General features: G+C 68.5%; 20 protein-coding genes. 15 read left to right on the top strand and 5 right to left on the bottom strand.

The window, feature by feature from the left end; all coding sequences use genetic code 11:
* The first annotated feature begins 3 nt into the window (after positions 1 to 3).
* The 9 genes from AC3A5T_RS05740 (at position 4) to AC3A5T_RS05700 (ending at position 9,401) form a co-directional block, all read left to right on the top strand.
* Complete coding sequence (locus AC3A5T_RS05740; RefSeq protein WP_487627743.1) at positions 4 to 546, top strand: gamma carbonic anhydrase family protein; 543 nt, start codon at positions 4 to 6, stop codon at positions 544 to 546.
* A gap of 80 nt (positions 547 to 626) precedes the next feature.
* Complete coding sequence (locus tag AC3A5T_RS05735) at positions 627 to 1,310, top strand: RDD family protein (RefSeq protein WP_487627742.1); 684 nt, start codon at positions 627 to 629, stop codon at positions 1,308 to 1,310.
* The gene (locus AC3A5T_RS05730) at positions 1,307 to 2,308 is read left to right on the top strand and encodes a stage II sporulation protein M (RefSeq protein ID WP_487627741.1); all 1,002 of its coding nucleotides are present in this window, start codon (positions 1,307 to 1,309) and stop codon (positions 2,306 to 2,308) included. The genes AC3A5T_RS05735 and AC3A5T_RS05730 overlap by 4 nt, the downstream gene beginning before the upstream one ends.
* Entirely contained in the window at positions 2,298 to 3,911 is a 1,614-nt protein-coding gene (locus AC3A5T_RS05725) for a DUF4129 domain-containing protein (protein ID WP_487627740.1), read from the top strand. Before AC3A5T_RS05730 ends, AC3A5T_RS05725 begins: the two co-directional genes overlap by 11 nt.
* Entirely contained in the window at positions 3,911 to 5,035 is a 1,125-nt protein-coding gene (locus AC3A5T_RS05720; protein WP_487627739.1) for a DUF4350 domain-containing protein, read from the top strand. The genes AC3A5T_RS05725 and AC3A5T_RS05720 overlap by 1 nt, the downstream gene beginning before the upstream one ends.
* A gap of 8 nt (positions 5,036 to 5,043) precedes the next feature.
* On the top strand, positions 5,044 to 6,036 hold the full coding sequence (locus AC3A5T_RS05715) for an AAA family ATPase (protein ID WP_487627738.1): 993 nt from the start codon (positions 5,044 to 5,046) through the stop codon (positions 6,034 to 6,036).
* Between the two features lie 178 nt (positions 6,037 to 6,214).
* Positions 6,215 to 7,516 (top strand): DUF58 domain-containing protein, encoded by a 1,302-nt coding sequence (locus AC3A5T_RS05710; RefSeq protein ID WP_487627737.1) that lies wholly within the window; start codon positions 6,215 to 6,217, stop codon positions 7,514 to 7,516.
* A 162-nt stretch (positions 7,517 to 7,678) separates the two neighbouring features.
* On the top strand, positions 7,679 to 8,257 hold the full coding sequence (locus AC3A5T_RS05705; protein ID WP_487627736.1) for a DUF4410 domain-containing protein: 579 nt from the start codon (positions 7,679 to 7,681) through the stop codon (positions 8,255 to 8,257).
* Between the two features lie 61 nt (positions 8,258 to 8,318).
* Positions 8,319 to 9,401 (top strand): GGDEF domain-containing protein, encoded by a 1,083-nt coding sequence (locus AC3A5T_RS05700; protein WP_487627735.1) that lies wholly within the window; start codon positions 8,319 to 8,321, stop codon positions 9,399 to 9,401.
* Positions 9,402 to 9,422: 21 nt separating this feature from the next.
* Here the strand turns inward: AC3A5T_RS05700 and AC3A5T_RS05695 are convergent, their stop codons facing one another.
* The 3 genes from AC3A5T_RS05695 to AC3A5T_RS05685 are packed head-to-tail and all read right to left on the bottom strand — an operon-like array spanning position 9,423 to position 10,409.
* Complete coding sequence (locus AC3A5T_RS05695) at positions 9,423 to 9,797, bottom strand: YciI family protein (RefSeq protein ID WP_487627734.1); 375 nt, start codon at positions 9,795 to 9,797, stop codon at positions 9,423 to 9,425.
* 24 nt (positions 9,798 to 9,821) lie between these two features.
* Positions 9,822 to 10,064 carry a DUF3297 family protein gene (locus AC3A5T_RS05690; RefSeq protein ID WP_332078105.1) on the bottom strand — a complete coding sequence of 81 codons (243 nt, stop codon included), beginning with the start codon at positions 10,062 to 10,064 and terminating at the stop codon, positions 9,822 to 9,824.
* 60 nt (positions 10,065 to 10,124) lie between these two features.
* On the bottom strand, positions 10,125 to 10,409 hold the full coding sequence (locus AC3A5T_RS05685) for a DUF4031 domain-containing protein (RefSeq protein ID WP_487627733.1): 285 nt from the start codon (positions 10,407 to 10,409) through the stop codon (positions 10,125 to 10,127).
* A 363-nt stretch (positions 10,410 to 10,772) separates the two neighbouring features.
* Here AC3A5T_RS05685 and AC3A5T_RS05680 point away from each other — a divergent pair, with 363 nt between their 5' ends.
* The 5 genes from AC3A5T_RS05680 to AC3A5T_RS05660 all read left to right on the top strand — a co-directional run bounded on the left by AC3A5T_RS05680 (position 10,773) and on the right by AC3A5T_RS05660 (position 18,633).
* A complete protein-coding gene (locus tag AC3A5T_RS05680) occupies positions 10,773 to 11,828 on the top strand; it encodes a hypothetical protein (protein WP_487627732.1) in 1,056 nt (351 codons plus the stop codon).
* A gap of 123 nt (positions 11,829 to 11,951) precedes the next feature.
* Positions 11,952 to 13,964, top strand: coding sequence for a BCCT family transporter (locus tag AC3A5T_RS05675; RefSeq protein WP_487627731.1), 2,013 nt, complete (start codon positions 11,952 to 11,954; stop codon positions 13,962 to 13,964).
* Positions 13,965 to 14,904: 940 nt separating this feature from the next.
* Positions 14,905 to 16,917 carry a M1 family metallopeptidase gene (locus AC3A5T_RS05670; protein ID WP_487627730.1) on the top strand — a complete coding sequence of 671 codons (2,013 nt, stop codon included), beginning with the start codon at positions 14,905 to 14,907 and terminating at the stop codon, positions 16,915 to 16,917.
* A gap of 4 nt (positions 16,918 to 16,921) precedes the next feature.
* Positions 16,922 to 17,905 carry an alpha/beta fold hydrolase gene (locus tag AC3A5T_RS05665; RefSeq protein WP_487627729.1) on the top strand — a complete coding sequence of 328 codons (984 nt, stop codon included), beginning with the start codon at positions 16,922 to 16,924 and terminating at the stop codon, positions 17,903 to 17,905.
* On the top strand, positions 17,902 to 18,633 hold the full coding sequence (locus AC3A5T_RS05660; protein ID WP_487627728.1) for a hypothetical protein: 732 nt from the start codon (positions 17,902 to 17,904) through the stop codon (positions 18,631 to 18,633). Before AC3A5T_RS05665 ends, AC3A5T_RS05660 begins: the two co-directional genes overlap by 4 nt.
* 332 nt (positions 18,634 to 18,965) lie before the next feature.
* Here the strand turns inward: AC3A5T_RS05660 and AC3A5T_RS05655 are convergent, their stop codons facing one another.
* Together AC3A5T_RS05655 and AC3A5T_RS05650 are read right to left on the bottom strand one after the other, a co-directional pair.
* Positions 18,966 to 19,385 carry a hypothetical protein gene (locus AC3A5T_RS05655; protein WP_487627727.1) on the bottom strand — a complete coding sequence of 140 codons (420 nt, stop codon included), beginning with the start codon at positions 19,383 to 19,385 and terminating at the stop codon, positions 18,966 to 18,968.
* A gap of 115 nt (positions 19,386 to 19,500) precedes the next feature.
* The gene (locus tag AC3A5T_RS05650) at positions 19,501 to 21,000 is read right to left on the bottom strand and encodes an MATE family efflux transporter (protein WP_487627726.1); all 1,500 of its coding nucleotides are present in this window, start codon (positions 20,998 to 21,000) and stop codon (positions 19,501 to 19,503) included.
* Between the two features lie 354 nt (positions 21,001 to 21,354).
* Between AC3A5T_RS05650 and AC3A5T_RS05645 the strand changes: the two genes are divergently transcribed.
* Positions 21,355 to 22,839, top strand: a complete 1,485-nt coding sequence (locus tag AC3A5T_RS05645) for a peptidoglycan-binding protein (RefSeq protein WP_487627725.1) — start codon at positions 21,355 to 21,357, stop codon at positions 22,837 to 22,839.
* The last annotated feature ends 60 nt before the right edge of the window (positions 22,840 to 22,899 follow it).

Genomic DNA, 22,899 nt, shown 5'->3' with positions numbered 1-22,899 from the left:
GCGATGGACTTGAGACCCTATCGGAACACCGCCCCGCGCCTCGGCGCACGTGTCTATGTGGACCCTGCAGCAACGGTGATCGGCGATGTCGTGCTCGGCGACGACGTGTCGGTGTGGCCGGCGACGGTGATCCGCGGCGACGTGAACCACGTGCACATCGGCGCGCGCACCAGCGTGCAGGACGGCACCGTGATCCACGTCAGCCACGCCGGCCCGCATGCCAAGCGCGGCGGCTTCCCGACGCTGATCGGCAGCGACGTCACCATCGGCCACAAGGCGGTGATCCACGCCTGCACGATCGAGGACGCGGCGCTGATCGGCATGGGCGCGCTTTTGCTCGACGGCGCGGTGGTGAAGAAGCACGCATTCGTGGCCGCAGGCGCGGTGGTGTCGCCGGGCAAGGTGGTCGGCGAAGGCGAACTGTGGGTCGGCAATCCGGCGCGCTGCGTTCGCAGGCTCGACGATGCGCAGATCGAAGGCCTGTACTACAGCGCCGCGCACTACGTGCGTCTCAAGGACGAATACCTCGCCGCGCTGGCGGGCTGAGCAGCGCAGGGGCAGGTACGACACATGACGCACCGGGACGACGCGCATTCGCGCATGACCGCACGGAGCCGCGGCGCCTGATGCTCGATACGGTCCGCGAGGTCCACACCCCCGAGGGCGTCGCGCTGCGTCTGCCGGCTGCCGGTCCGGTGCCGCGTGCGGTGGCGTGGCTGATCGATCTGGCGATCCGCGGCGCGCTGTTGATGGCGATCTCGATCGTGCTCGGCATGCTCGGCAAGTTCGGCTCGGGCCTGTACATGATCGTGCTGTTCGTCGTGTTCTGGGGCTATCCGGTGGTGTTCGAAGCGCTGTACGGCGGGCAGACGCCGGGCAAGCGCGCGCTGAGCCTGCGCGTGGTCTCGGCCGACGGCGCGCCGATCGGCTGGATGGCGAGTTTCGTGCGCAATCTGATGCGCACCGTCGACATGCTGCCCTTCGGCTACGGCGCGGGTCTGGTCGCCAGCCTCGCCGATCCCTGGAGCCGGCGGCTCGGCGACATGGTCGCAGGCACGCTGGTGATCCACGCGCCGCGCGAGCGCACCCGCATCGACGCGTTGCAGATCGCGCCGCAGGCGCCGGCCGCGCCGTTGCAGGCGCACGAGCAGCTCGCGGTGATCGCATTCGCCGAACGCGCGCACGCGTTGACCGGCGAACGCCAGCAGGAACTGGCCGACCTCGCCATGCCGGTCACCGGTGCCCGCGGCGAAACCGGCGTGCTGCGATTGCTGGGCGTGGCCAACTGGCTGCTGGGGCGGCGCGCATGAGGCAGGACGCCTTCGTCGCCCGGCACGAGCCCGAGTGGGACGCGTTCGAACGCTGGCTCGATGCGCGCGAAGGCAGTCCGCGCCGCGCGCGTGCGACGCGTCGCGACTGGGACGGCCTGGTCGACGAGGACGTGCCCTCGCGCTATCGCCGCCTGTGCCAGCAGCAGGCGCTCGCCCGCCGTCGCGGCTACAGCCCGCAGGTCACCGCGCGGTTGCAGGCGCTGATGCAGCGCGGCCACAACGTGCTCTATCGCCCGCCACCGCCGCCGTGGCGGCGTGCGCTGCGGTTCCTGCTCGCCGATTTCCCGCGCCTGGTGCGCGCGCAGCGCGGCTGCCTGTGGGCCGCGCTGGTGCTGTTCGCGGTGCCGCTGGTGCTGATGTTCGTGCTGATCCAGCAGTGGCCGGAACTCGCCTACGGGGTGATGTCGCCCGAGCAGCTGGCGCAGATGGAAGGCATGTACGACCCGGCGCGCGCAGCCGAGCGTTTCGCGCGTGAGAGCCAGAGCGACATGGAGATGTTCGGCTACTACATCTGGAACAACGTCAGCATCGGCTTCCGCACCTTCGCCAGCGGTCTGCTTGCGGGTGTGGGCACGATCTTCGTGCTGATCTTCAACGGTGTTTTCATCGGCACGGTCGCCGGACATCTGCAGGCGATCGGCCACGGCGGTCCGTTCTGGCGCTTCGTCGTCGGCCATTCGGCGCCGGAGCTCACCGCGATCGTGATTGCCGGTGCCGGTGGTCTGCGGCTCGGACTCGCGCTGGTCGCACCGGGTCAGCTGCGCCGCGTCGATGCGCTGGTGCAGGCCGGTCGCGACGGTGGCCGGCTGTGTCTGGGCATCCTCTTCATGCTGGTGTTCGCGGCGTTCGTCGAAGCGTTCTGGTCGTCGACCGGCGCGATTCCCGATCCCGTCAAGTTCGGTGTCGGTGGCGGCCTGTGGCTGCTGACCGGGCTGTGGCTGTGGCGCGGTGGACGCGGAGTCGCCGATGCGCGTTGAAACCGTGCAGGTGGAACTGCGGCCGCGCACCGCCTGGGAAGCGATGGAGCTCGGCAACGCGCTGGTGCGCCGCCACGCGCTCGCGATCTGGGGCCCGTCGCTGCTGCTCGGGCTGCCGGTGTTCGTCGTGCTCAACGCCTTGGGCTGGGCGATCGACCAGCTGTGGCTGTCGGCGCTACTGCTGTGGTGGCTCAAGCCGGTGTTCGATCGCGTGCCGCTGTTCGTGCTGTCGCGCGCGGTGTTCGGTGCGGCGCTGGGCATGCGCGCGACGCTCGATGCGCAATGGCGCTGGGGTTGGCGGCCGCTGATCGGGCATCTGACCTGGCGCCGGTTCAGTCCCTGGCGCGCGGCGACGCTGCCGGTGGATCTGCTCGAAGGTCTGTCCGGCGCGCCGCTCGTGCAGCGGCGCCATCTGCTCGCCGACGGCATCGGCGGACACGCGCTGCTGCTGACCGTGATCTGCCAGTTGTTCGTGGCCGCGCTGCTGCTGTCGCTGTCGACGCTGGTGCTGATGTTCGTGCCCACCGAGCTGCTGTCCGAATCGGCACGCGCGATGTGGGCGCTGGTCTCCGAGCAGCCGCCGCGCTGGGTGCAGGTGCTGGGCAATCTCGCGTTCTGGATGGCGATCGGGCTGGTCGAGCCGTTCTACATCGGTGCCGGCTTCGGTCTGTATCTCAACCGTCGCACGCAGCTGGAAGCCTGGGATCTGGAGATCGCGTTCCGGCGTCTGCGCGCGCGCCTGGCGCCTGCAGCGACGCTGGTGCTCGGGCTGCTGCTCGCCGGCCTGATGCTGGCGCCGGTCTCCGGACAGGCGCAGGACGCAGCGACCGCCGGCGGCGAAGGCACGCGCGAGATCAATCCGACCAAGACCTGGCGGCCTGGCGAACGCAAGCAGGACGTCGCGCAGGACGATGCGGCGCAGACGCCGACGCTCCCGCAGGTCTTCGGACGCCTCAAGGACGGCGCCGCGTTCCAGCGCGCGATCGAACGTGCCTATGCCGATCCGCTGCTCGACAACAAGCGCGAGGTCATGCGCTGGCAGCGCAAGGACGCGGACGAGGACAAGACAGACGACACGGCCCCGCCGATACCGAACACCGGCCTGCTGGCCGCGATCGGGCAGGTCTTCGCGCTGATCGCCGAGTACGGTCTGTGGCTGGTGCTCGCGATCGTCGTCGGCGTGCTGGCCTGGACCGCGCGCCGCTGGTGGCCGTGGATGCGCGACACCCTGGGACCGGTGCGCGAACCGAGCGAGATCGTGGTCGAAGCTGCACCGCTTCCGCCGGAAAACCTGCCCGCCGATCTGGTCTCCGAAGTGCGACGGCTGTGGGCCGAGGGCCGGCATCGTCGCGCGCTGGCGCTGCTGTATCGCGGCGGCGTCGAGGCGATGGTCGCGCGCGCCGGCGTGACACTGGTGCCGGGCGCGACCGAGGCGCAGGTCCTGCGCGCGTCGCGGCGCCTGCCCGATGCCGAAGACCGTGATGCGTTCGCCGAGATGGTGCGCGTCTGGCAGCGCGCCGCCTACGGCCAGCGCCTGCCGGATGATGCCGGCCTGGATGCGCTGCTGGCGCGTCTGGCGCCGCGTTTCGGATGGTCCGCCTGATGCGCTGGCCCACCCGCATCGCCCTCGCCGCACTCGGCGCGTTGATCGTCGCCCTGGGCGTCGCCTGGTTCCTGCATACGCACGAGCGCGTCTCCGACACCGTCGATCTGCCGCCGCGCGGCGAGGCCGCCTACAACCCGCTGTACGCGTTGCGCGAAACGCTGCGCGCCGATGGGGTGGAGGCGCGTTCGCGTCAGCGTCTGCAACTCGCCAGCGTGCCGCTGGGACCGCGCGACACCGTGCTGCTCTACAGCGAACCGCGCACGCTGCTGCCGTCGGAAGTCGAAGCGCTGCTCGGCTGGGTCCAGCAGGGCGGACATCTGCTGGTGCGCACGCCGTTGCCGCGCCGTCGCGCGGATGCCGCGCGTCCCTGGGATCTGCTCGAACGCCTCGGCGTGCACACCGTCGACGGCCGCACGCAGTGCGAACCGCTGCTGGTGACCGGGCAGGGCGGCCATGTCGAGTTCTGCAACGGCCGGCGCTTCCTCGTCGACGCGGAGCCGCTGCTCGAATGGGGCGACAGCGGCGAGGACGGTCTGGTGTTCGCGCGACTGGCGCATGGCGCCGGCAGAGTCGACGTGCTCGCCGACTTCGATTTCATGCGCAATGCCGATCTGCGCGAAGTGCCGCACGCGCTGCTGACCCGGCAGCTGCTGGCGCCGAACTGGGGCGCGGGCACCGTGCATCTGGTCTACGCCGCCAGCGTGCCGCCGCTGTGGTACCAGATCCTCACCCGCGGCTGGATGGCGTGGGGGCCGTTGCTGCTCGCGCTGCTCGCCTGGTTGTGGATGCGCACGCAGCGGCTCGGTCCGGTATCGCCGGCGCCGCCGGTCGCACGGCGCGCGCTGCTCGAACACGTCGCCGCGAGTGGCGAACATCTCGTGCGATACGGCCGCGCGCCGCTGCTCTACGACGCGGTGCGCACGACGTTCCTCGATCGCCTGCGCCGGCGCGATCCACTCGCCGCCGCGCTCGAAGGCGAGGCCGGCATCGAGGCCATCGCCGCGCGCACCGGCGTGTCGCCACGCGATGTCCGCCAGGCGCTGCAGGCGCCCCGACCCGATGATGCGACGGCGTTCCGCCAGCGCATCGCCCGACTGATCCAGATGCGCAACAACCTGTGAGCCAGACCATGACCGAACTGCCCGTGCCCCCGTCCGCACCGATCACCGGCGACGCTCTCGCCGCGCGCGTCGCCGCCGTGCGCGATGAAGTCTCCAAGGCCTTCATCGGCCAGCCCGAGGTGCTCGACCAGATCCTGGTCGCGCTGCTCGCCGGCGGCCACGTGCTGATCGAAGGCGTGCCCGGCCTCGGCAAGACGCTGCTGGTGCGCGCGCTGTCGGCGGTGCTCGGCTGCAACTTCGCGCGCGTGCAGTTCACGCCCGACCTGATGCCCAGCGACGTCAGCGGCCACGCGGTCTGGGACACCAAGAGCGAGACCTTCGTGGTCCGCCGCGGCGCGATCTTCACCAATCTGCTGCTGGCCGACGAGATCAACCGCGCGCCGGCCAAGACGCAGTCCGCGCTGCTCGAAGCGATGCAGGAACAGCAGGTCACGATCGAAGGCCACAGCTTCGAACTGCCGCCGCCGTTCATGACGCTGGCGACGCAGAATCCGGTCGAACAGGAAGGCACGTATCCGCTGCCCGAAGCGCAGCTCGACCGTTTCCTGCTCAAGGTGCTGATCGACTATCCCGAGCATGCCGACGAGGTCGCGATGGTCACCGCGATCAGCAGCGGCAAGGTCGCCGCCGATTTCGACCTGTCGCAGCTCGCAACCGTTCTGCAGCCGGGCGAGATCGTCGCGCTGCAGCAGGGCACCGCGGCGACGGTGGTCGATGCGGCGGTGATCGATTACGCGGTGCGCATCGCCGCGGCCACGCGCAAGTGGCCAGGCATCGCACTCGGCGCCGGCCCGCGCGGCAGCCTCGCGCTGGTGCGCGCGGCGCGGGCGCAGGCGGTGCTGTCGGGCCGCGATTTCGTCACGCCCGACGACATCCGCGAGATCGCGACGCCGGCGCTGCGTCATCGCATCGCGCTGGCGCCGGAGCTGCAGATCGAAGGCCAGGATGCCGACCAGGTGCTGCAGGCGCTGCTGGCCCGCGTGGAAGCGCCGCGCAAGTGAGAAACTGCGCAATGTCCTGCTGCGCTTGCCAGCTGACGCGCGTGCGGTGCTCGGCGTGCTCGCGTACCACATGTACGCTGCGCTTCCTGCGCTCCACCACGCGCCATCTGGCGGCGCTCGCGACGGACCTTGAACAGTTTCGATACCCGTCGCGACGCCCGCACATGAGCCGTCACGCATGAGGCCGACGATCGCGCTCGTCGTGCTGCTGGTCGTCTGGGGACTGGGCGGCGTCGCCGCGTCGCTGTGGCCTGTCGCGGTGCTGCCCTGGAACGTGTTCGGCACGGCATTGCTGCTGCTGTCGATCCTCGATCTCGTGCTGCTGTTGCGGCGTCCGACCCCGGACGTCGTTCGCACGATGGCCGAGGCCTGGCCGATCGGCATCGCGCGGCCGGTCTCGTTGCAACTCGAGGGTGGCCCACAGGTCCAGCATCTCGAGGTCTTCGATCTGCATCCACCGGGCTGGCGCGTCGATGGCCTGCCGCGACGCCTGCGCCTGGCGCCGGACACCGTGTCGCGTGTCGACTACACGCTGCAGCCCGACACGCGCGGCGCGGCGGTGTTCGAAGGTGTGCAACTGCGGTTGCGTTCGCCGCTCGCGCTGTGGCGGCAGCGGCGCGACGCCGGCACGCGCCATCAGGTGCGCGTGTTCCCGAATTTCGCACCGCTGGCGCGCTTCGCGTTGCTCAGCGCCGACCGCGCCTCGCGGCTGGTCGGCGCACACATCAAGCGTCGCCGCGGTGAGGGCACCGATTTCCATCAGATGCGCGAATACCGCGTCGGCGACAGCCTGCGCCAGATCGACTGGAAGGCGAGTTCGCGCGCACGCAAGCTGATCTCGCGCGAGTACCAGGACGAGAAGAACCAGCAGCTCGTCGTCGTGCTCGACACCGGTCGGCGCATGCTCGCCCAGGACGGCGCGTTGTCGCATTTCGACCACGCGCTCGATGCGGCGCTGGTCGTGTCCTATCTCGCGTTGCGCCAGGGCGATGCGGTCGGCCTGTTCGCCACCGGCGGCGAGAGCCGCTGGATGGCCCCGCAGCGCGGTATGGGCGCGGTCGACACCTTGCTGCGCATCAGCCACGACCTGCAGCCGCAAGCGGTCGCGACCGACTATCTCGCCGCCGCGACCGAGCTGTCGCTGCGCCAGCGCCGCCGCGGCCTGCTGATGCTGGTGACCAACCTGCGCGACGAGGACATCGAGGATGTGCTGGCCGCAGTACGCATGCTGCAGAAACGGCATCTGGTGATCGTCGCGTCCCTTCGCGAACGCGCGCTCGATGAGGTGCTGTCGACCGACGTGCGCGACCACGACGACGCGATCCGCGCCGGTGCCACGGCCCGTTACCTCGCCCAGCGCAAGGCCGCGCACGATGCACTGCGCAACCACCGCATCGCCGTGCTCGATGTCACCGGCGAAGAACTGCCGTCCGCGCTGGTCGGGCGCTATCTGGCCGTGAAGCGGGACGGCTTGCTGTAGGGGACACTCGACCTCCGCCCGCAAGCGGGGATGGCTCGAAGTCAGGCGCCTTTCACCCGCCGTGAATGGAATCCCCGCTAGAAACAGAGCGCGCGCACCGGACGCTGCGCAGGGGGAGTGATCCGGGGCCGCGCGATGCCAGCCATCCGACGAGGCCCTGCCATGCACATCCACACCCCTGTGACTCCGCCCGCGGCGCGTCTGCCGCGTCTCTTCCGTTCGCTCGTTCTGCTCGGTGCCGCCGCGCTGCTGTCCGCGTGCGCGGCGACGGTGCAACGGCCCGCTGCCGCGCCCGTCGATCCGGTTGCGATCAACGGCGACGTGCGCCAGGTCGTGCTGGTCGTCGAAGGCAGCGACACCGCGCGGGCGCAGGAGGACTGGGCGGAGTTCCGCGCCCTGTGGAACGACGCGATCCGCACGTCCGCCACCGCCGCCGGCATCCAGGGCAGCGTGCGTGACAGCCGACCTGCGTCGCTGGACCCGCCGGGTGTGGTCGTGGTGGTGCGTGTCGACAGCTTCCGCTACGTCTCCACCGGGGCGCGCTACGGACTCGGCGTGATGACCGGCAATGCGCACATCAAGGCCAGCGCGCAGTTCATCGAAGTGCCCGGCGGAAAGGTTGCGGCGACTCGGACCTACGACACTGCGTCGAGCGCGTGGCAGGGCATCTTCGCGCCGATGACGGTCAAACAGGTGCAGGCGATCACCGATCAGATCGTCGCCGAAGCGCGCGGCGGCTGACCCACGCCCGCCACACGATCGACCGGCGTACAGTGCGCCTGGGCGGTACGCCGCCCGGGCCATGGGCCGGGAGGACGCGATGGGGGAGCGCGATGCAGGAGCAGGCGCCGGGCATGCCGGTACGGGCGGCCGCGCATCGCTGCAGCGCATCCTCGCGCGGGTTTCGCGCGAGGCCCTGCAGGACGGCGCGCTCGACGGCGTGATGCAGCGGATCGTGGATGTCGTGGCGGCGGAACTGCCGGTCGCGGTCGTCAGCATCATCCTGCTCGACGAGGCCGGCGAAGCCTTCGTGCAGGAGGTCTCGGCCGGGACCATCGATCTGTCGCCGATGACCTGGCCGTGGCCGCTCAGTGTCGGCGCTGCAGGCCGCTGCGCGCGTCTGGGCGAGCCCCAGCTGATCATGGATGTCGATACCGACACGGATTATCTCGCCGGCAATCACGAGGTGCGCTCCGAATACCTCGTGCCGATCCGCCACCGTATGCGTCTGCACGGCGTGCTCAATGTCGAGAGCGCCGATTCCGCGTTCTTCGACGACGACATGCGCGAGGCCTTCGACGCGATCGCTGACCAGATCGCCGGCGCCATCCATTTCGCGCGCATCGCCGCGGCGCTGGAAGTCGCGAATGCGCGGCTGCAGCAGATGTCGATGGTCGATGGCCTGACCGGCATCGCGAACCGGCGTGCGTTCGACCAGGCGCTCGACGCGATGCTGCGTCGCTTGCGACCCGCCGGCCAGTCGATGGTGCTGCTGCTGGCCGACGCCGATTACTTCAAGGCGCTCAACGATGCGCTGGGGCATCTGCACGGCGACGAATGCCTGCGCGCGATCGCCGGCGTGTGCGCGGCCGCGGCGGCGGACGCCGACGGCCTGGCGGCGCGTTTCGGCGGCGAGGAATTCGCGGTGCTGCTGCCCTGCCACGGTGCGGGCCAGGCCTGGCATGCGGCGGAATCGCTGCGCACGCGCATCGAGGCGTTGGCGCTGCCGCATCCCGCGTCGTCGCTGGCGCAGGTGGTCACCGTCAGTGTCGGCGGCGCGGTATCGGGGCCGGACGACACGCGCGAGGCGAAGGCGCTGATCGACGTGGCCGACCGCGCGCTCTACGTCGCGAAGGCGTCCGGGCGCAATCGCGTGCAGATCTGACGCAACGCGCCGCGCGTGCGCTCAGGCGCCGACGCGCGTCCGTACAAGCCCGACATCGCGCACGGGGCGCACTTCGATGCTGCCGGTGCGCGCCCACGGGAAATCGCCCGCGATGCGCAACGCCTCTTCCTCGCTCTCGGCCTCGATGAGGTTGAAGCCGGCCAGCATTTCCTTGGTCTCGGAGAACGGACCGTCGAACACCTGCGTGCGACCGCTGCGCGTGCGCACGGTCTTGGCGGTGCTCGCATGTTCGAGCTGCTGGAATCCGAGCAGCGTGCCGTCGGCCTGCAGTGCATCGGCATGCTGCAGGCAACCGCGCATCATCGTGTCGTATTCGCCCTCGGCCAGACCGTCGAGCAAGGTGTCGTCGGTGTAGATCAGCAGCAGGTACTGCATCGGGCGCGTCCTCGGATGGGCGGGTCAGGCTTCCAGATGGAAGTAGGGTTCCACGGTGCCGCGCAGCTTGACGGTCAGCGGTTGGCCCCGGCGATCGAGCGCGCGGCCGGCGGCGACACGGATCCAGCCTTCGCTGACGCAGTATTCCTCGACGTCGCGACGCTCGTTGCCGTTGAAGCGGATGCCGATGCCGCGATTCATCGCCGCCTCGTTGTAGTGCGGGCTGCGCGGATCGTTGGAGAGATGGTCGGGCGGCGTATCGGTCATGGCGTCGGATTGCGGTGTGGAAACTGCGCGCAGGATACCGCCGCCGGGTGCCGGCTTCACCTACGGCGCCTCGCCGCGTCCCTGCCGGCGCGCATTCGCGATCACCGCGCGCACGAGCGCACGATCGTGGTGGCGCGAGATCGGCATCGCACCCAGTGCAATTGCACGTTCACGCATCGCCGCGGTCACGTCGTAATGCGCGCCACTGGTGCGGTCCTGGAATGCGCGTCGCGGTATGCCGAGCAGCGCGGCGAAGGCATGCAGTTCGTCGAGCGTGTCGGCGAGCAGATGCGCCCAGCGCTCGCCGCGCCAGGAATGGACCGCATCGTCGACGTAGACGGTCATGAACGTGCCTGCACATCGGCATCATCGCCGTTCATGGATCATAGCGCCCGCATGTGGCGACGCATGCCTCGGGCCTTGCGCCCGGCCATCACAGTTTTCTCCCCGCCGTGCCTTCGCTTGCAGACGTTTCGTCCGGCGGATGGAGGCGCGTGCGCGTTGCATATCGATGGACGCGTGAAAACCCCTGTTTTCAAGCCGTTTTCTACAGTTTTGAAACGTCGCGCATTTGGGGGTTCGTGCAGAAATCGTTAAGATGGCCGGTCTGCATTGCGTTTACGAATTATCGAGGAGGGCAGACCCGTCGTGATTTCGCGCGGTTTCAAGTGGTTGTTGTGTGGTGTTTTCGTGGCTGCGGCGCCCGCAGTGTCGGCTGAAGATGGCGCCGACGAGACACCCGGTTTCGAACTCGGCGGCGCGGTCCGCTTCAATTACGGGTGGCTCGATTACGGCCCCAGCAGCGGTCCCGAACTCGAACTGTTGCGGGTCGATGCACGCGGCAACGCCGGTCCGGCGTTCTTCTCGCTGCAATACCGCTGGTACGACGGATTCGACGCCGTACACCACGCCTACGCGGGCTGGAAACTCGAGGACGGCCGCGACGGCGCCACGTCCGACATCCGCGCCGGTATCCAGCAGGTGCCGTTCGGTCTTCTGCCCACGGCCTCGCACAGTTTCTGGTTCGGTTCGGGCTACTACCTCGGCATCGAGGACGATTACGACCTCGGCGTGGTGTGGCAGCGCCAGTCCGGCGCGCACCAGTGGCACGCGGGCGTGTTCGCGGGGGACGAGTACGGTACCGGTGCGAACTTCGACCGCTATTCCTTCGATGTCGCGACGACGGACGATCTGCCCTATCGCGAGCGCGAACGCGGCATCGTGCGGTACGAGCACACCAGTGAAGCCGACGGCTGGGAAACGACCTGGGGCGCATCCGCGTTCGCCGGTCGCATCGAGAACCGCATCGACGATGGCAAGCACGATCACACCGGCGCCGCCGTGCACGGCCAATGGGTGCGCGGTCCGCTGACGCTGCAGGCGCAGTGGGCGCGCTACCGCTACGACAATCCGGAATCGCGCATCGCGATGTCGGCCTTCATGTTCCCGTTCGAGATCGCCTCGCAGGCCGACGTGCCGACGTTCAACGTCGCCTACGACGTGCAGCGCACCGGCTGGTTCGACAGCATCACCTGCTACAACAACGCCAGCGCGACCCTGCCGGTCGGCAATGAGCCCGGTCTGCGCGATTCGATCCAGAACGTCACCGGCTGCAGCTTCGGCAAGGGCGTGATGCTGACCTACGTCGACTGGATCGCCGGCAAGAACATGTGGTTCGCCGGCGGCCCCGGCATCGGCGTGCGCGATCCGGCCAACGACGGCTGGCACTCGCGACTCAACGTCAACATCGGCTTCTACTTCTGATCCACGGCCGGGCGCTGCCCGGCCGCATCGATACGCCGCCGGTCGCCGGCGGTTTCACCTGGACGCGGCAGCTTCTGATCCACGCTGTCTCCGCGCTGTCGCGTCCTGCCATGAGGACTTTCCATGAACGATCCCACCGTGCGTCCGGACACTGATCCGGCCGCGCCGCCAGAACGCTGGCACTCGCGCATTCTCGGTCCCGTGTTCTATCCCTCGGCGCTGATCGTGCTGGCGCTGATCGTGATGTCGTTCATCGCCCCCGAGGCGATGGAATCGATGTTCGGCCATGCCAAGGCCTGGGTCGCCGACGAGGCGGGCTGGTTCACCGTGCTGACGGTCGCCGGCTTCCTGGTCTTCATCGTGGGCATCGCGATCAGCGGCTTCGGCCGCCTGAAACTCGGCCCCGACCACAGCAGTCCCGATTACAGCTACGCGACCTGGTTTGCGATGCTGTTCGCCGCCGGCATGGGCATCGGCCTGATGTTCTTCGGTGTCGCCGAACCGATCATGCATTACGCCGAACCGCCGGTCGGCGATGCGCAGACGGTCGCCGCCGCGCGACAGGCGATGCGCATCACGTTCTTCCACTGGGGCATCCACGCGTGGGCGATCTACGCGGTGGTCGCGCTGTCGCTGGCATACTTCGCGTATCGCCACGGCCTGCCGCTGCGCATCCGCTCGTCGCTGTATCCGCTGATCGGCGATCGCATCCATGGCCCGATCGGCCACGCGGTCGACACCTTCGCCGTGCTCGGCACGATCTTCGGCCTGGCGACCTCGCTGGGTCTGGGCGTGATCCAGATCAACGCCGGTCTGAACTACCTGTTCGACACGCCGGTCGGCACCACCACACAGGTGATCCTGATCAGCGTGATCACACTGATCGCGACCGGTTCGGTCGTCAGCGGTCTGGACAAGGGCGTGCGCCGTCTGTCCGAGCTCAACATGATCATGGCGGTGGCGCTGCTCGCGTTCGTGCTGATCGCCGGCCCGACGGTCTACCTGATGCAGACCTTCGTGCAGAACACCGGCATGTACATCTCGAACGTGTTCGCGATGACGTTCAATCTGTACGCCTACGAATCCCGCGGCACCTGGCTGGGCGGCTGGACGCTGTTCTACTGGGGCTGGTGGATCGCCTGGTCCCCGTTCGTCGGCATGTTCATCGCGCGCATCTCACGTGGCCGCACCATCCGCGAGTTCGTCGTCGGCGTGCTGCTGGTGCCGCTGGGCTTCACCTTCCTGTGGATGACGATCTACGGCAACACCGCGCTGCACATGGTGATGGTCGACGGGGCAACGCAGCTCGTCGACGCGGTGGCGGCCGACAGTTCGGTCGCGATCTTCCAGTTCCTCGAGAACCTGCCGTTCTCGACGATCACGTCCGGCCTGGCGACCGCGCTGGTGGTGATCTTCTTCGTGACCTCGTCCGACTCCGGCTCGCTGGTGATCGACATGCTCACAACGAAGGGCGAAGAGGAATCGCCGGTGTGGCAGCGCATCTTCTGGGCGCTGGCCGAGGGCATCGTCGCGATCGCACTGCTGCTCGCCGGTGGTCTGGCCGCGCTGCAGGCGGCGACGATCGCCTCTGCACTGCCGTTTACCGTGGTCATGATCCTGATGTGCTGGGGCATGGTGCGGGCGATGCGTCTGGAAGTGGTCAAGCGCACGAGCCTGCGCGACGCGCGTGTCGCGCCGGTCGGGATCGGCGCGGGCGGCGACTGGAAGGCCCGTCTGCGCTCGCTCGCGCACCATCCGATGCAGAAGGAAGTGCTCGCATTCCTGCAGACACAGGTCAGGCCGGCGTTCGAGGACGTGGCCGCGGAGCTGCGCAAGCAGAACCTCGAAGTCGCGGTCGAGGAAGGCGACGACGGCCGTGTCTGGCTGCAGGTCGGTCACGGCGAGGAGATGGACTTCTTCTACTCCGTGCGCCCGGTGCCGTACGAGCCGCCGAGCTTCATGTTCGAAGATCCGCGCCGTCGCCGGAAGGAGACCGACCGCTTCTACCGCGGCGAGGTCCATCTGCGCGAAGGCGGCCAGGATTACGACGTGATGGGCTGGCGCAAGGACGAGCTGATCCACGACGTGCTCGACCAGTACCAGCGGCATATCCACTTCCTCAACGTGGTGCGTTGAGAACGCATCGCCTCCGCTGCGTGTGCATCGGAGGCGGTTGACTGGCGCGGTGACACTACGCGTCAGGTGGACCTGATCGGGAAAGGCCGCGTGTTCGCACGCGGCCTTTTCTTTTTGAATTCGAAGGATGCTGAGCCGTCGGCTTGCTCTGCTTCCGCTTTGTGTCTTGTGCTTTGGTTTTGGCCTTGGCCTTGGCCTCTAGCTTTTGACTTGAATCGAGCCGTAAAGCGAGCCGAGCATCGCAGGGCGGCGGGGTCGAAGAGCAGCCCATGTCTGAGCGCAGCGAGTTTGGGCTGCGTGCCCCGTTGCCCGAGAAGCGCAGGGGACCGCCGCGGCTGTATCGCGGCGGATCGCGTCCGGCGAAGGGACCTTTTGGTTCCTTTTGGGTCCATCCAAAAGGGACTCGCACGCGCAGCGGGCGAAAGCCCTGCACCTGCTCCGGCTTCTTTGCTCGTCGCTTTGCGACTTTGATTCTTCGGCTTGAGGGAGACGAATGAACGCCGAGAGAGAAGATCAAAGACAGGGCTTCCGCGCTGTCGCGCGGCTCACTTTTGTCTTGGCAAAAGTAAGCAAAACCGTCTTCGCCGGACGCGAGCCGATGCGATGAAGCCGCATCGGTTCCCTCCGCTCCTCGCCTGACGCGGCACGCAGCCCAAACTCGCTGCGCTCAGACATGGGCTGCTCTTCGGCCACGCCAGGCTCCGGTGCTCGGCTCGCTCTACGGCTCGATTCAAGTCAAAGGCGAACAGCAGAAGCCAAAGCTAAAGCTGAAGCCGAAGCCGAGCAAGTCAAAATGGATTCCCGCTTTCGCGGGAATGACGGGGCGCGGCAAAGAACGGCACTTGCCGGAGCACCGCACAAGTGTGCGATTCCGCACACTCCACAGGCCTGCCATCCCCCCGCGCTAGACTGTGCATCCCTGTCCGTTGCCAAACCCCTTATGCGATCGAAGCTGGATGTCCGCCGGTTCCTGCCGGCACTGCTGCTCGCCCTGCTGGCCGTTGGTTGCCAGCGTGAATCCGGAGACCAGACCGCCGTGACCCCCGCGACCGGTCCTGCGCCCGCCGCCGTCGACCGCGACGAGCATTCCTACGCCGAGCCCGACAAGGTCGTCACCGAAGACCTGGCGCTCGACATCGCGCTGGACTTCGATGCGAAGACCATCGCCGGCACCGCGACCTACACGCTGCAGTGGAAGGACTCGTCCGCCACGCAGCTGGTGCTCGACACGCGCGACCTGACGATCTCCAAGGTCGAAGGCGAAGCCGCCGGCGGCCAGTGGCAGCCGCTGCAGTACGCGCTGGCGCAGGCCGATGCGACGCTGGGCAGCAAGCTCACGATCGAAACGCCCGCGCGCAATGCCAAGGTCCGCGTGACCTATGTGACCTCGCCGGACGCGTCGGGCCTGCAGTGGCTCACGCCGGAGATGACCGAGGGCAAGCAGCTGCCCTTCATGTTCAGCCAGTCGCAGCAGATCCACGCGCGTTCGTGGGTGCCGCTGCAGGACACGCCGGCGATCCGCTACACCTACACCGCGCACGTCACCGCACGTCCGGACGTCATGGTGCTGATGAGCGCCGACAACGATCCGGCCGCGCAGCGCGACGGCGACTACAGCTTCAAGATGCCGCAGAAGATTCCGTCGTATCTGATGGCGATCGCCGCCGGCGACCTGGTGTTCAAGGAAATCTCGAATCGCGCCGGCGTGTGGGCCGAGCCGGCGATGGTCGACCGCGCGGTCGCCGAGTTCGCCGACACCGAGAAGATGATCGAGGTGACCGAGCAGCTCTACGGCCCGTATCGCTGGGAGCGTTACGACCTGCTGATCCTGCCGCCGTCGTTCCCCTACGGCGGTATGGAGAATCCGCGCCTGTCGTTCATCACCCCGACCGTCATCGTCGGCGACAAGTCGCTGGTCTCGCTGATCGCGCACGAGCTCGCGCACAGCTGGTCGGGCAACCTGGTGACCTTCTCCAGCGCCAAGCACGGCTGGCTCAACGAGGGCTTCACCAGCTACGTCGAGAACCGCATCGTCGAGTCGCTGTACGGCAAGGAAGTCAGCGACATGGAGTACGTGATCGCGCGTAACTCCCTGCGCGAGAACATCGCGTCGATGCCCGAAGCCACGCAGGCGCTGGCGGTGAAGCCGGACGTCGCACTCGATGCCGACGACGCGCTGAGCGCGGTGTCGTACGACAAGGGCGCTTGGTTCCTGCAGTTCCTCGAGCAGCGCTTCGGTCGCGAGAATTTCGACGCGTTCCTGCGCGGCTACTTCGACCACTTCGCGTTCCAGAGCATCACCACCGAGCAGTTCCTCGCCTACGCCAAGGAACACCTGTTCGACAAGTTCCCGGACACCGTGACCGACGCCGAGATCCAGGAATGGGTCTACGCGCCGGGCATTCCGGGCTACGCGCCGCAGGTGATGTCGCGCAACTTCGGCATCGTCGATTCCGCGCGTCTGGCATGGCTGGGCAGCGCGCAGCTGCCGCCGCGTCAGATCACCGACGCGTGGTCGACCCAGGAATGGCTGCACTTCCTCGAAAGCCTGCCGCCGACGCTGACCGTCGAACAGCTGGCCCAGCTGGACGAGGCCTACAAGTTCACCGGCACGGAGAACGGCGAGATCGCGATGCGCTGGTATCCGCTGGCGGTGCGCAGCGGCTACACGCAGGCGAACGAGGCGCTGGCCGAGTTCACCGCGCGCGTCGGCCGTCGCAAGCTGATCATGCCGATCTACACCGCGCTGGTGCAGACCGAGCCGGGCCTCGCGCTGGCGAAGCAGATCTTCGCGACCGCGCGTCCGGGCTACCACCCCATCACGACCGGTTCGGTGGAGAAGCTGATCAACGAGGCGAAGCCCGCGCCGGCACCCGCTACGGCACCGGTCGAGACGCCTGCGGCCGATGCGGCCGCGCCTGCCGATCCGGCGGCGCCGGCACCCGCCAACTGAGGCGATGCAGGCATTGAGCCATCCGTTCGCGGCCGCCCTCGTGGCGGCCGCGTGCGTTGCGGCCATCGGCATCGCCGCATTCGCCTGGGTGTTGTTCCGCGAGCCGCGGCAACTGATCCGCGCCGAGTACGGGCGCCAGCGTCGACGCCTGCGGCTGACCGTGCATCGCGCGCGCATCCACGGCCTGCGCTGGTGCTGGACCGAACGCGCGGGCCTTGATGCATCCGCGCCGACGCTGGTGATGCTGCACGGCTACACCGGCAGCAAGGAGAACTGGTACCGGCTGGTGCCCGAACTCGATGCACGCTTCCGTCTCGTGATGCCCGACCTCCCCGGCTGGGGCGACAGCGAACGCATCGCGAATGCCGACCACGGCTTCGTCGCCGAAGCCGCGCACGTCGCCGCGTTCCTGCGCCATCTCGATGCAGGCCCGGTCGTGCTGCTGGGGCATTCGATGGGCGGCGGCATCGCCGCACTGGTCGCCGCGAAATATCCCGACCGCGTCGCGCGCGTCGGTCTGCTCGATGCGGCCGGCGTGCACTTCGAGGACAACGCCTTCGGGCTTGCCGTGCTCGACGGCCGCAATCCCTTCGGCATCGAGGACACCGCGTCGATGGAGCATTACCTGTCGGTGCTGTTCCACGAGCGCAGCGCACGGCCGCCGCTGCCGTGGCCGGGTGCGATCGCGTTCGTGCGTCATCGCCGCAACGAGGCCGCGTTCGAACAATCGGTGCTCGATCGCATCGGCCGAAGCGACGAACGCTTCGCGCCCGGCGATGCGGCCGGCGACATCCGGCAACCCGCCGTGCTGATCTGGGGCGCGCACGATGCGGTGATCGATCCGAGTGCGATGGCCCTGTACGCTGCGCGCATGCCGCAGGCGCGTCAGGTCCTGCTCGACCGCAGCGGCCACATGACCCTGATGGAGCAACCGCGCGATGTCGCCGACGCGGTGCACTGGCTGATCGAACGAGGAACGCCCGCATGACATCCCGACACCTGCTCATCACTGCACTGCTCGCGGCGCTGCTGCCGTTGACCGCCTGTCAGGACCGCGAAGCCCAGGCCGCCGCACAGGCGCAGGCCCAGGCCGCCGCTGCGGAGACACAGGCCGAAGCCGGTGAGCGCGATTTCGAAGCCGCCGTCGCGGTCGAGAACTGGGCGCTGGCGAAGGCGCAGGCCGACGTGTTGCTCGCCCGCTATCCCGACACCGCCGCCGCGGAGCGCGTGCGCGCGAAGTTCGACGACGTCGCGGCCAAGGGCGAAGCGTTGCGCGAAACCACGCGCACCCAGGCGCTGTGGACTTACAACACCGCGAACGTCGAAGGCGGCGAACAGCTGTCGGCGGCGATCTACGCCAAGGACAGCATCGATGTCGATGGCACCGGCGCGAAACGCGTGCAGCTCATCTTCCGTGACCACCCGTCCTGGGGCCGCAGCAGCTATCTCGTGCTGCAGGCTGGCGACTTCGACTGTTACCCCAGCTGCCGCGTCAGCGTGCGCGTCGACGACGCCGAACCCCGCCGCATGGCCGCCAACCGCCCGAAGACCGATGAAGCCATCGCGATGTTCATCGACGACGAACGCGCGCTGTGGCGCCTGCTCGACGGCGCGAAGACGGTCTCGATCGAATTCCCGGTGAAGGCGGGCGGTACCCGGACGGCGGTGTTCGAAGTCGCGGGGCTGGATCGGGCGAAGATGCCGAAGTGGGGGTGAGCCGGGAGTCGGCGTCATCGCAAGGCTCGCTGGGCATCAGCAGCTGAAGTGCGCGCCGATCTGCCATTCCGTCATTCCAGCGAAAGCCCAGCCTCCGCTGGAATGACGGGGGCAGAGGTCTTCGTGGATCCCCGGAAATTAGCTGCCGTCATTCCGGCGAAAGCCGGAATCCAGCGACTTACGCTGTCCAGTCTTCAAAGCGATCAGGCAGACACAACGCAGAGCCGAAATCACTGGATGACCAGCCATTCGGCTGTTGAAGAACACCTCTGGCGTTCGCCGGGATCACAGCAGGTGTTGAATACGACAGGCATCAGCGCAAAGCCGACGCCTTAGCGGCAATTCGCCTGCGCCACCGACAACCATTGACCCGCCGCATTCCGCTCCCGCATCGCCATCCGCTGCTGCGCATCGCGCTGCGCGCGCAGGCCGCTCCGATCCGTCGGATCGCGTGCATCGCCGCCGCGTGCGGCGCGCTGGGTTTCGATCGCCGCGGCGCGACGTTGTGCGCTCGCCACGCGGGCGTCGCTGGTGGGCTGGATCGCGCGCGAGGCCGCCTGCACGCAGCGCTCGTGCGCGGCATCGCGCGCCGCGTTCGCGCCGACATGCGTGGGCAGGCGCGGCAACGGTTCCGCCTGACGCAGCACCGGCGCGGCGCGTGGGGCTGGATCGGCCGGATTGCGCAACTGCTGCGCGAACGCAGGCGACGTCGCGGTAGCGATCAACAGCATCAGCAAAGGTGCAGTGCGCATGGGCTGTCCGGGTGCACGCGGAACATCGCGTTCGAACGTCCTAGATGCCGTCGCGACGCAGGCAGGTCAATGCAGCGCGGTCCACGGGTTCAGGCGCGGGCCGGCTGCCGCATCCTCACAGCGCGCGGCGACGCCCGTCCTGTGTGTCGTGCGGATCGAGACTCGCCAGTGGCGCCGGCGGTTGCGCCGGCACTTCGGCCGGCATCGCCACCGGCTCGCGCGCGCCATCGAGCATGCGGGCGCGCCGCCAGCCGCCCCAGCGGTAGTAGCCGATCGACAGCAGCATCGCGAGCAGGGCGCTGGCCGGGAAACTCCACCAGATCGCATCCACGCCGAGCGTCGGCTGCAGCAGCGTCGCGAACGGCACGCGCACACCCCACAGCGTGACCGCGAGGATCACCAGTGGCGGCATCACCGCGCCGGTGGAGCGGACGACGCCGAACAGCACGAAGGTCACGCCGAAGAACAGGAACGACCAGATCGCGATGCGGTTCAGATGGCGCGCGGTCTCCAGCGCGACGCTGGCATCGCCGAGGAACAGCGACAGCGCGGCGCGGTCGAGCAGCAACAACAGCGCGATCAGCCCGCCGGTCATCAGCACGTTGAAGCCCACGCCGGTCGCGGCGATGCGGGACACACGGTCCCAGTGCCCGGCGCCGACATTCTGCGCCGCCATCGTCGAACACGCCGCGCCGATCGCCATCGCCGGCATCTGCACATAGGTCCACAACTGCAGCGCGGCGCCGTAGCCCGCGGTGGTGTCGACGCCGTGCGCATTGACCATGGAGATCATCGCGATCATCGCCGCCGACAGCATCACCATCTGCAGCCCCATCGGCAGGCCCTTGGCGAGCAGCGCACGCACGATCGTCCAGTCCGGTCTGTAGAGATGCCGCTCGGTGCGATGGATCCACAAGCGGTGTTTCCGATGCCGCAGCCAAGCGAGCAGGGCGGTCAGACCGAGCGCATTCGCGACCAGGCTGGCCAGCGCCGCGCCGGCCATGCCCATTGCCGGCAGCGGCCCGACGCCGAGCATCAGCATCGGCACCAGCACGATGTCGAGCGCGACCACCAGCAGCAGGAACAGGAACGGCGTGCGCGCATCGCCGGCGCCGCGCAGGATCGCCGACAGGAACGCGAACGCGTACAGGAACGGCACCGCGAGAAAGATCAGTTTCAGATAGGCGTCCGCATGCGGCAGCGCATCGGCCGGCGTGCCCATCCACAGCAGCACGTGGCGCGACAGCGGCAGGCCGACCAGCGCGACGAGGACCGATGCGGTGAGAAAGAACGTCGCGCTGGTACCGATCACGCGCTTGGCGCCCGGCAGATCCTCGCGACCGATCGCCTGCGCCACCAGGATCGTCGCCGCCATGCCCACACCGAACACCGCGCCCAGCAGCAGGAACAGGATGTTGTTGGCGTTGGCGATCGCCGCCAGTGCGCCCTCACCGAGGAAGCGCCCGATCCAGACCGCATTGACCGAGCCGTTGAGCGACTGCATGACGTTGCCGCCCAGAATCGGGAGCGCGAACGCGAACAGCGTGGGGCCGATCGCACCGCGGGTCAGATCGCGTGGACGGGCGGGGGTGTCGGCAGGTCGGCGTCGCGGCATCCGCGCATTCAATCGGGAAGTGGATCGCGGCGTGGTGAGGATGGGGTTGCTGTCACGCCCGCGGCTGTCCGCCCCTTCCCCCGCGCGCGGGGGAAGGACGGGATGGGGGCACACCGTCAGCTCGCGCAATATGAGGACCGCTCGCCATGCCCGCGCCGGGGCTCGATCTCCCTGCATAGGAAGGTCCGCCCCCACCCAACCCTCCCCCGTGCACGGGGGGCTTCAGCGCTGCGACCTTGGACCGCGAACTGTGACCCATGCACGCTGGGGCACCCCCCATCTGTCGCGCGGGCGCAGACGCTTGGACACTGGAGACATCCGGGAATGCGTGCCCGACCGATCCAGGAGCCTGCCGTGAGCGTCAACGCCGTCTCGTCATCCGAAATCACCAGCCGTCTGCAGGACCTGCCGCCGCCGGGCGAGGCCACGCCGTCCTACACCGCGCAGCGCGGGGACACGCTGTCGGAGATCGCCAAGGCCCATGGCGTCAGCCTGGAAGGCCTGCTGGCGGCGAATCCGCAGGTGAACAACCCCGACGTCATCTATCCCGACCAGTCCATCGCATTGCCCGCCGGCACCAGGCCGTTGAGCAGCGACGCGGCGACGGTCAATGGCGCGGCGCCGGCGAACGCGACCCAGGGCACCTACACCGGCGGCCCGCTGGATCGCACCCAGCTCGCCCAGCTGTTCCACGAAGCGGGCTTCCGCGGCGAGAACCTGGTGAGCATGGTTGCGATCGCAATGCGCGAATCCACAGGCGATCCGGCCGCGTTCAACGGCAATGCCGCCACTGGCGACAAGTCCTACGGCCTGACCCAGATCAACATGATCGGTGCGATGGGTCCGGAGCGCCGCGAAGCCTTCGGTCTGAGCTCGAACGAGCAGCTGTTCGACCCGCAGACCAATGCCCGCGTCGCGTTCGAACTCTCCAACAACGGCACCAACCTGTCGCCTTGGGGCGCCTACAAGGGCTTGACGAATACCTACAACACCGACGTGTCCGCCGCGCGCACGGCCGTCGCCGACGCGCAGGCGCAGGGCCTGCTGGGTACGCCATTCAACGGCGGCGCGCGCACCGACGGCACCGCGCCGGTCCAGCAGAACGCACCGGCGTCGGCCACGCCGACGCTCGAACGCAACGATCGCGGCCCGGCCGTCACTGATCTGCAGACCCGTCTGGCAGCTGCAGGCTTCAGCCCGGGCACGGCCGACGGCATCTTCGGCGCCCGCACCGAGGGCGCGGTGCGCAGCTACCAGGCGAGCCGCGGCATCGAGGTCGACGGCGTCGTCGGCCCGAACACCTGGGCGCAGCTCAATGGCGCGCCTGCGGTCGAGAAGCCGCCGGCCACCGAACCGGTCGCCCCGGGTGAGGTCGCCCGGGTCACCGACGGCCCGAGCAATGCGCGCATCGCCGGCCTGCATCCCGAACTGCGCGGCCAGGCGGCCGAGTTCGTCAATCGCGTCGAGCAGGAACTGGGCATCACGCTGCGCGTGACCCAGGGCTTCCGCACCTACGCCGAGCAGGATGCTCTGTACGCCCAGGGCCGCACCACGCCGGGCGACATCGTCACCAATGCGCGCGGCGGCTACAGCAACCACAACTTCGCCACCGCCTTCGACGTCGTCGAAGTGCGCCCGAACGGCAGCATCAACTGGAGCCCCGACTGGGACGCCATCGGCCGCATCGGCACCGACATGGGTCTGGAATGGGGCGGCAACTGGACGACCTTCGTCGACCGGCCGCACTTCCAGCTCGATACCGGCCTGAGCACCGCGGACATGCGCAGCCGGATCGCGAACGGCAACGTGGATGCGGACGGGTTCGTCAATCTGCGTTGATGCGGTGTTCCAAGTTGCAGCACCTGACAGGGCGCCGGGAGGCGCCCTGTTCGTGTCCGG

Source organism: Luteimonas sp. Soil_C_16, assembly GCF_057657295.1.
The sequence above is the reverse complement of the archived record's forward strand: the minus strand, read 5'-3'. Positions and strand labels throughout refer to the sequence as shown.

Coding starts and splice junctions, on each gene's coding strand:
- AC3A5T_RS05705 (WP_487627736.1), top strand. CDS start 7,679: ATGCACATCCACACCCCTGTGACTCCGCCCGCGGCGCGTCTGCCGCGT.
- AC3A5T_RS05650 (WP_487627726.1), bottom strand. CDS start 21,000: ATGCCGCGACGCCGACCTGCCGACACCCCCGCCCGTCCACGCGATCTG.
- AC3A5T_RS05735 (WP_487627742.1), top strand. CDS start 627: ATGCTCGATACGGTCCGCGAGGTCCACACCCCCGAGGGCGTCGCGCTG.
- AC3A5T_RS05720 (WP_487627739.1), top strand. CDS start 3,911: ATGCGCTGGCCCACCCGCATCGCCCTCGCCGCACTCGGCGCGTTGATC.
- AC3A5T_RS05675 (WP_487627731.1), top strand. CDS start 11,952: ATGAACGATCCCACCGTGCGTCCGGACACTGATCCGGCCGCGCCGCCA.
- AC3A5T_RS05740 (WP_487627743.1), top strand. CDS start 4: ATGGACTTGAGACCCTATCGGAACACCGCCCCGCGCCTCGGCGCACGT.
- AC3A5T_RS05725 (WP_487627740.1), top strand. CDS start 2,298: ATGCGCGTTGAAACCGTGCAGGTGGAACTGCGGCCGCGCACCGCCTGG.
- AC3A5T_RS05655 (WP_487627727.1), bottom strand. CDS start 19,385: ATGCGCACTGCACCTTTGCTGATGCTGTTGATCGCTACCGCGACGTCG.
- AC3A5T_RS05660 (WP_487627728.1), top strand. CDS start 17,902: ATGACATCCCGACACCTGCTCATCACTGCACTGCTCGCGGCGCTGCTG.
- AC3A5T_RS05730 (WP_487627741.1), top strand. CDS start 1,307: ATGAGGCAGGACGCCTTCGTCGCCCGGCACGAGCCCGAGTGGGACGCG.
- AC3A5T_RS05695 (WP_487627734.1), bottom strand. CDS start 9,797: ATGCAGTACCTGCTGCTGATCTACACCGACGACACCTTGCTCGACGGT.
- AC3A5T_RS05685 (WP_487627733.1), bottom strand. CDS start 10,409: ATGACCGTCTACGTCGACGATGCGGTCCATTCCTGGCGCGGCGAGCGC.
- AC3A5T_RS05715 (WP_487627738.1), top strand. CDS start 5,044: ATGACCGAACTGCCCGTGCCCCCGTCCGCACCGATCACCGGCGACGCT.
- AC3A5T_RS05710 (WP_487627737.1), top strand. CDS start 6,215: ATGAGGCCGACGATCGCGCTCGTCGTGCTGCTGGTCGTCTGGGGACTG.
- AC3A5T_RS05670 (WP_487627730.1), top strand. CDS start 14,905: ATGCGATCGAAGCTGGATGTCCGCCGGTTCCTGCCGGCACTGCTGCTC.
- AC3A5T_RS05700 (WP_487627735.1), top strand. CDS start 8,319: ATGGGCCGGGAGGACGCGATGGGGGAGCGCGATGCAGGAGCAGGCGCC.
- AC3A5T_RS05690 (WP_332078105.1), bottom strand. CDS start 10,064: ATGACCGATACGCCGCCCGACCATCTCTCCAACGATCCGCGCAGCCCG.
- AC3A5T_RS05665 (WP_487627729.1), top strand. CDS start 16,922: ATGCAGGCATTGAGCCATCCGTTCGCGGCCGCCCTCGTGGCGGCCGCG.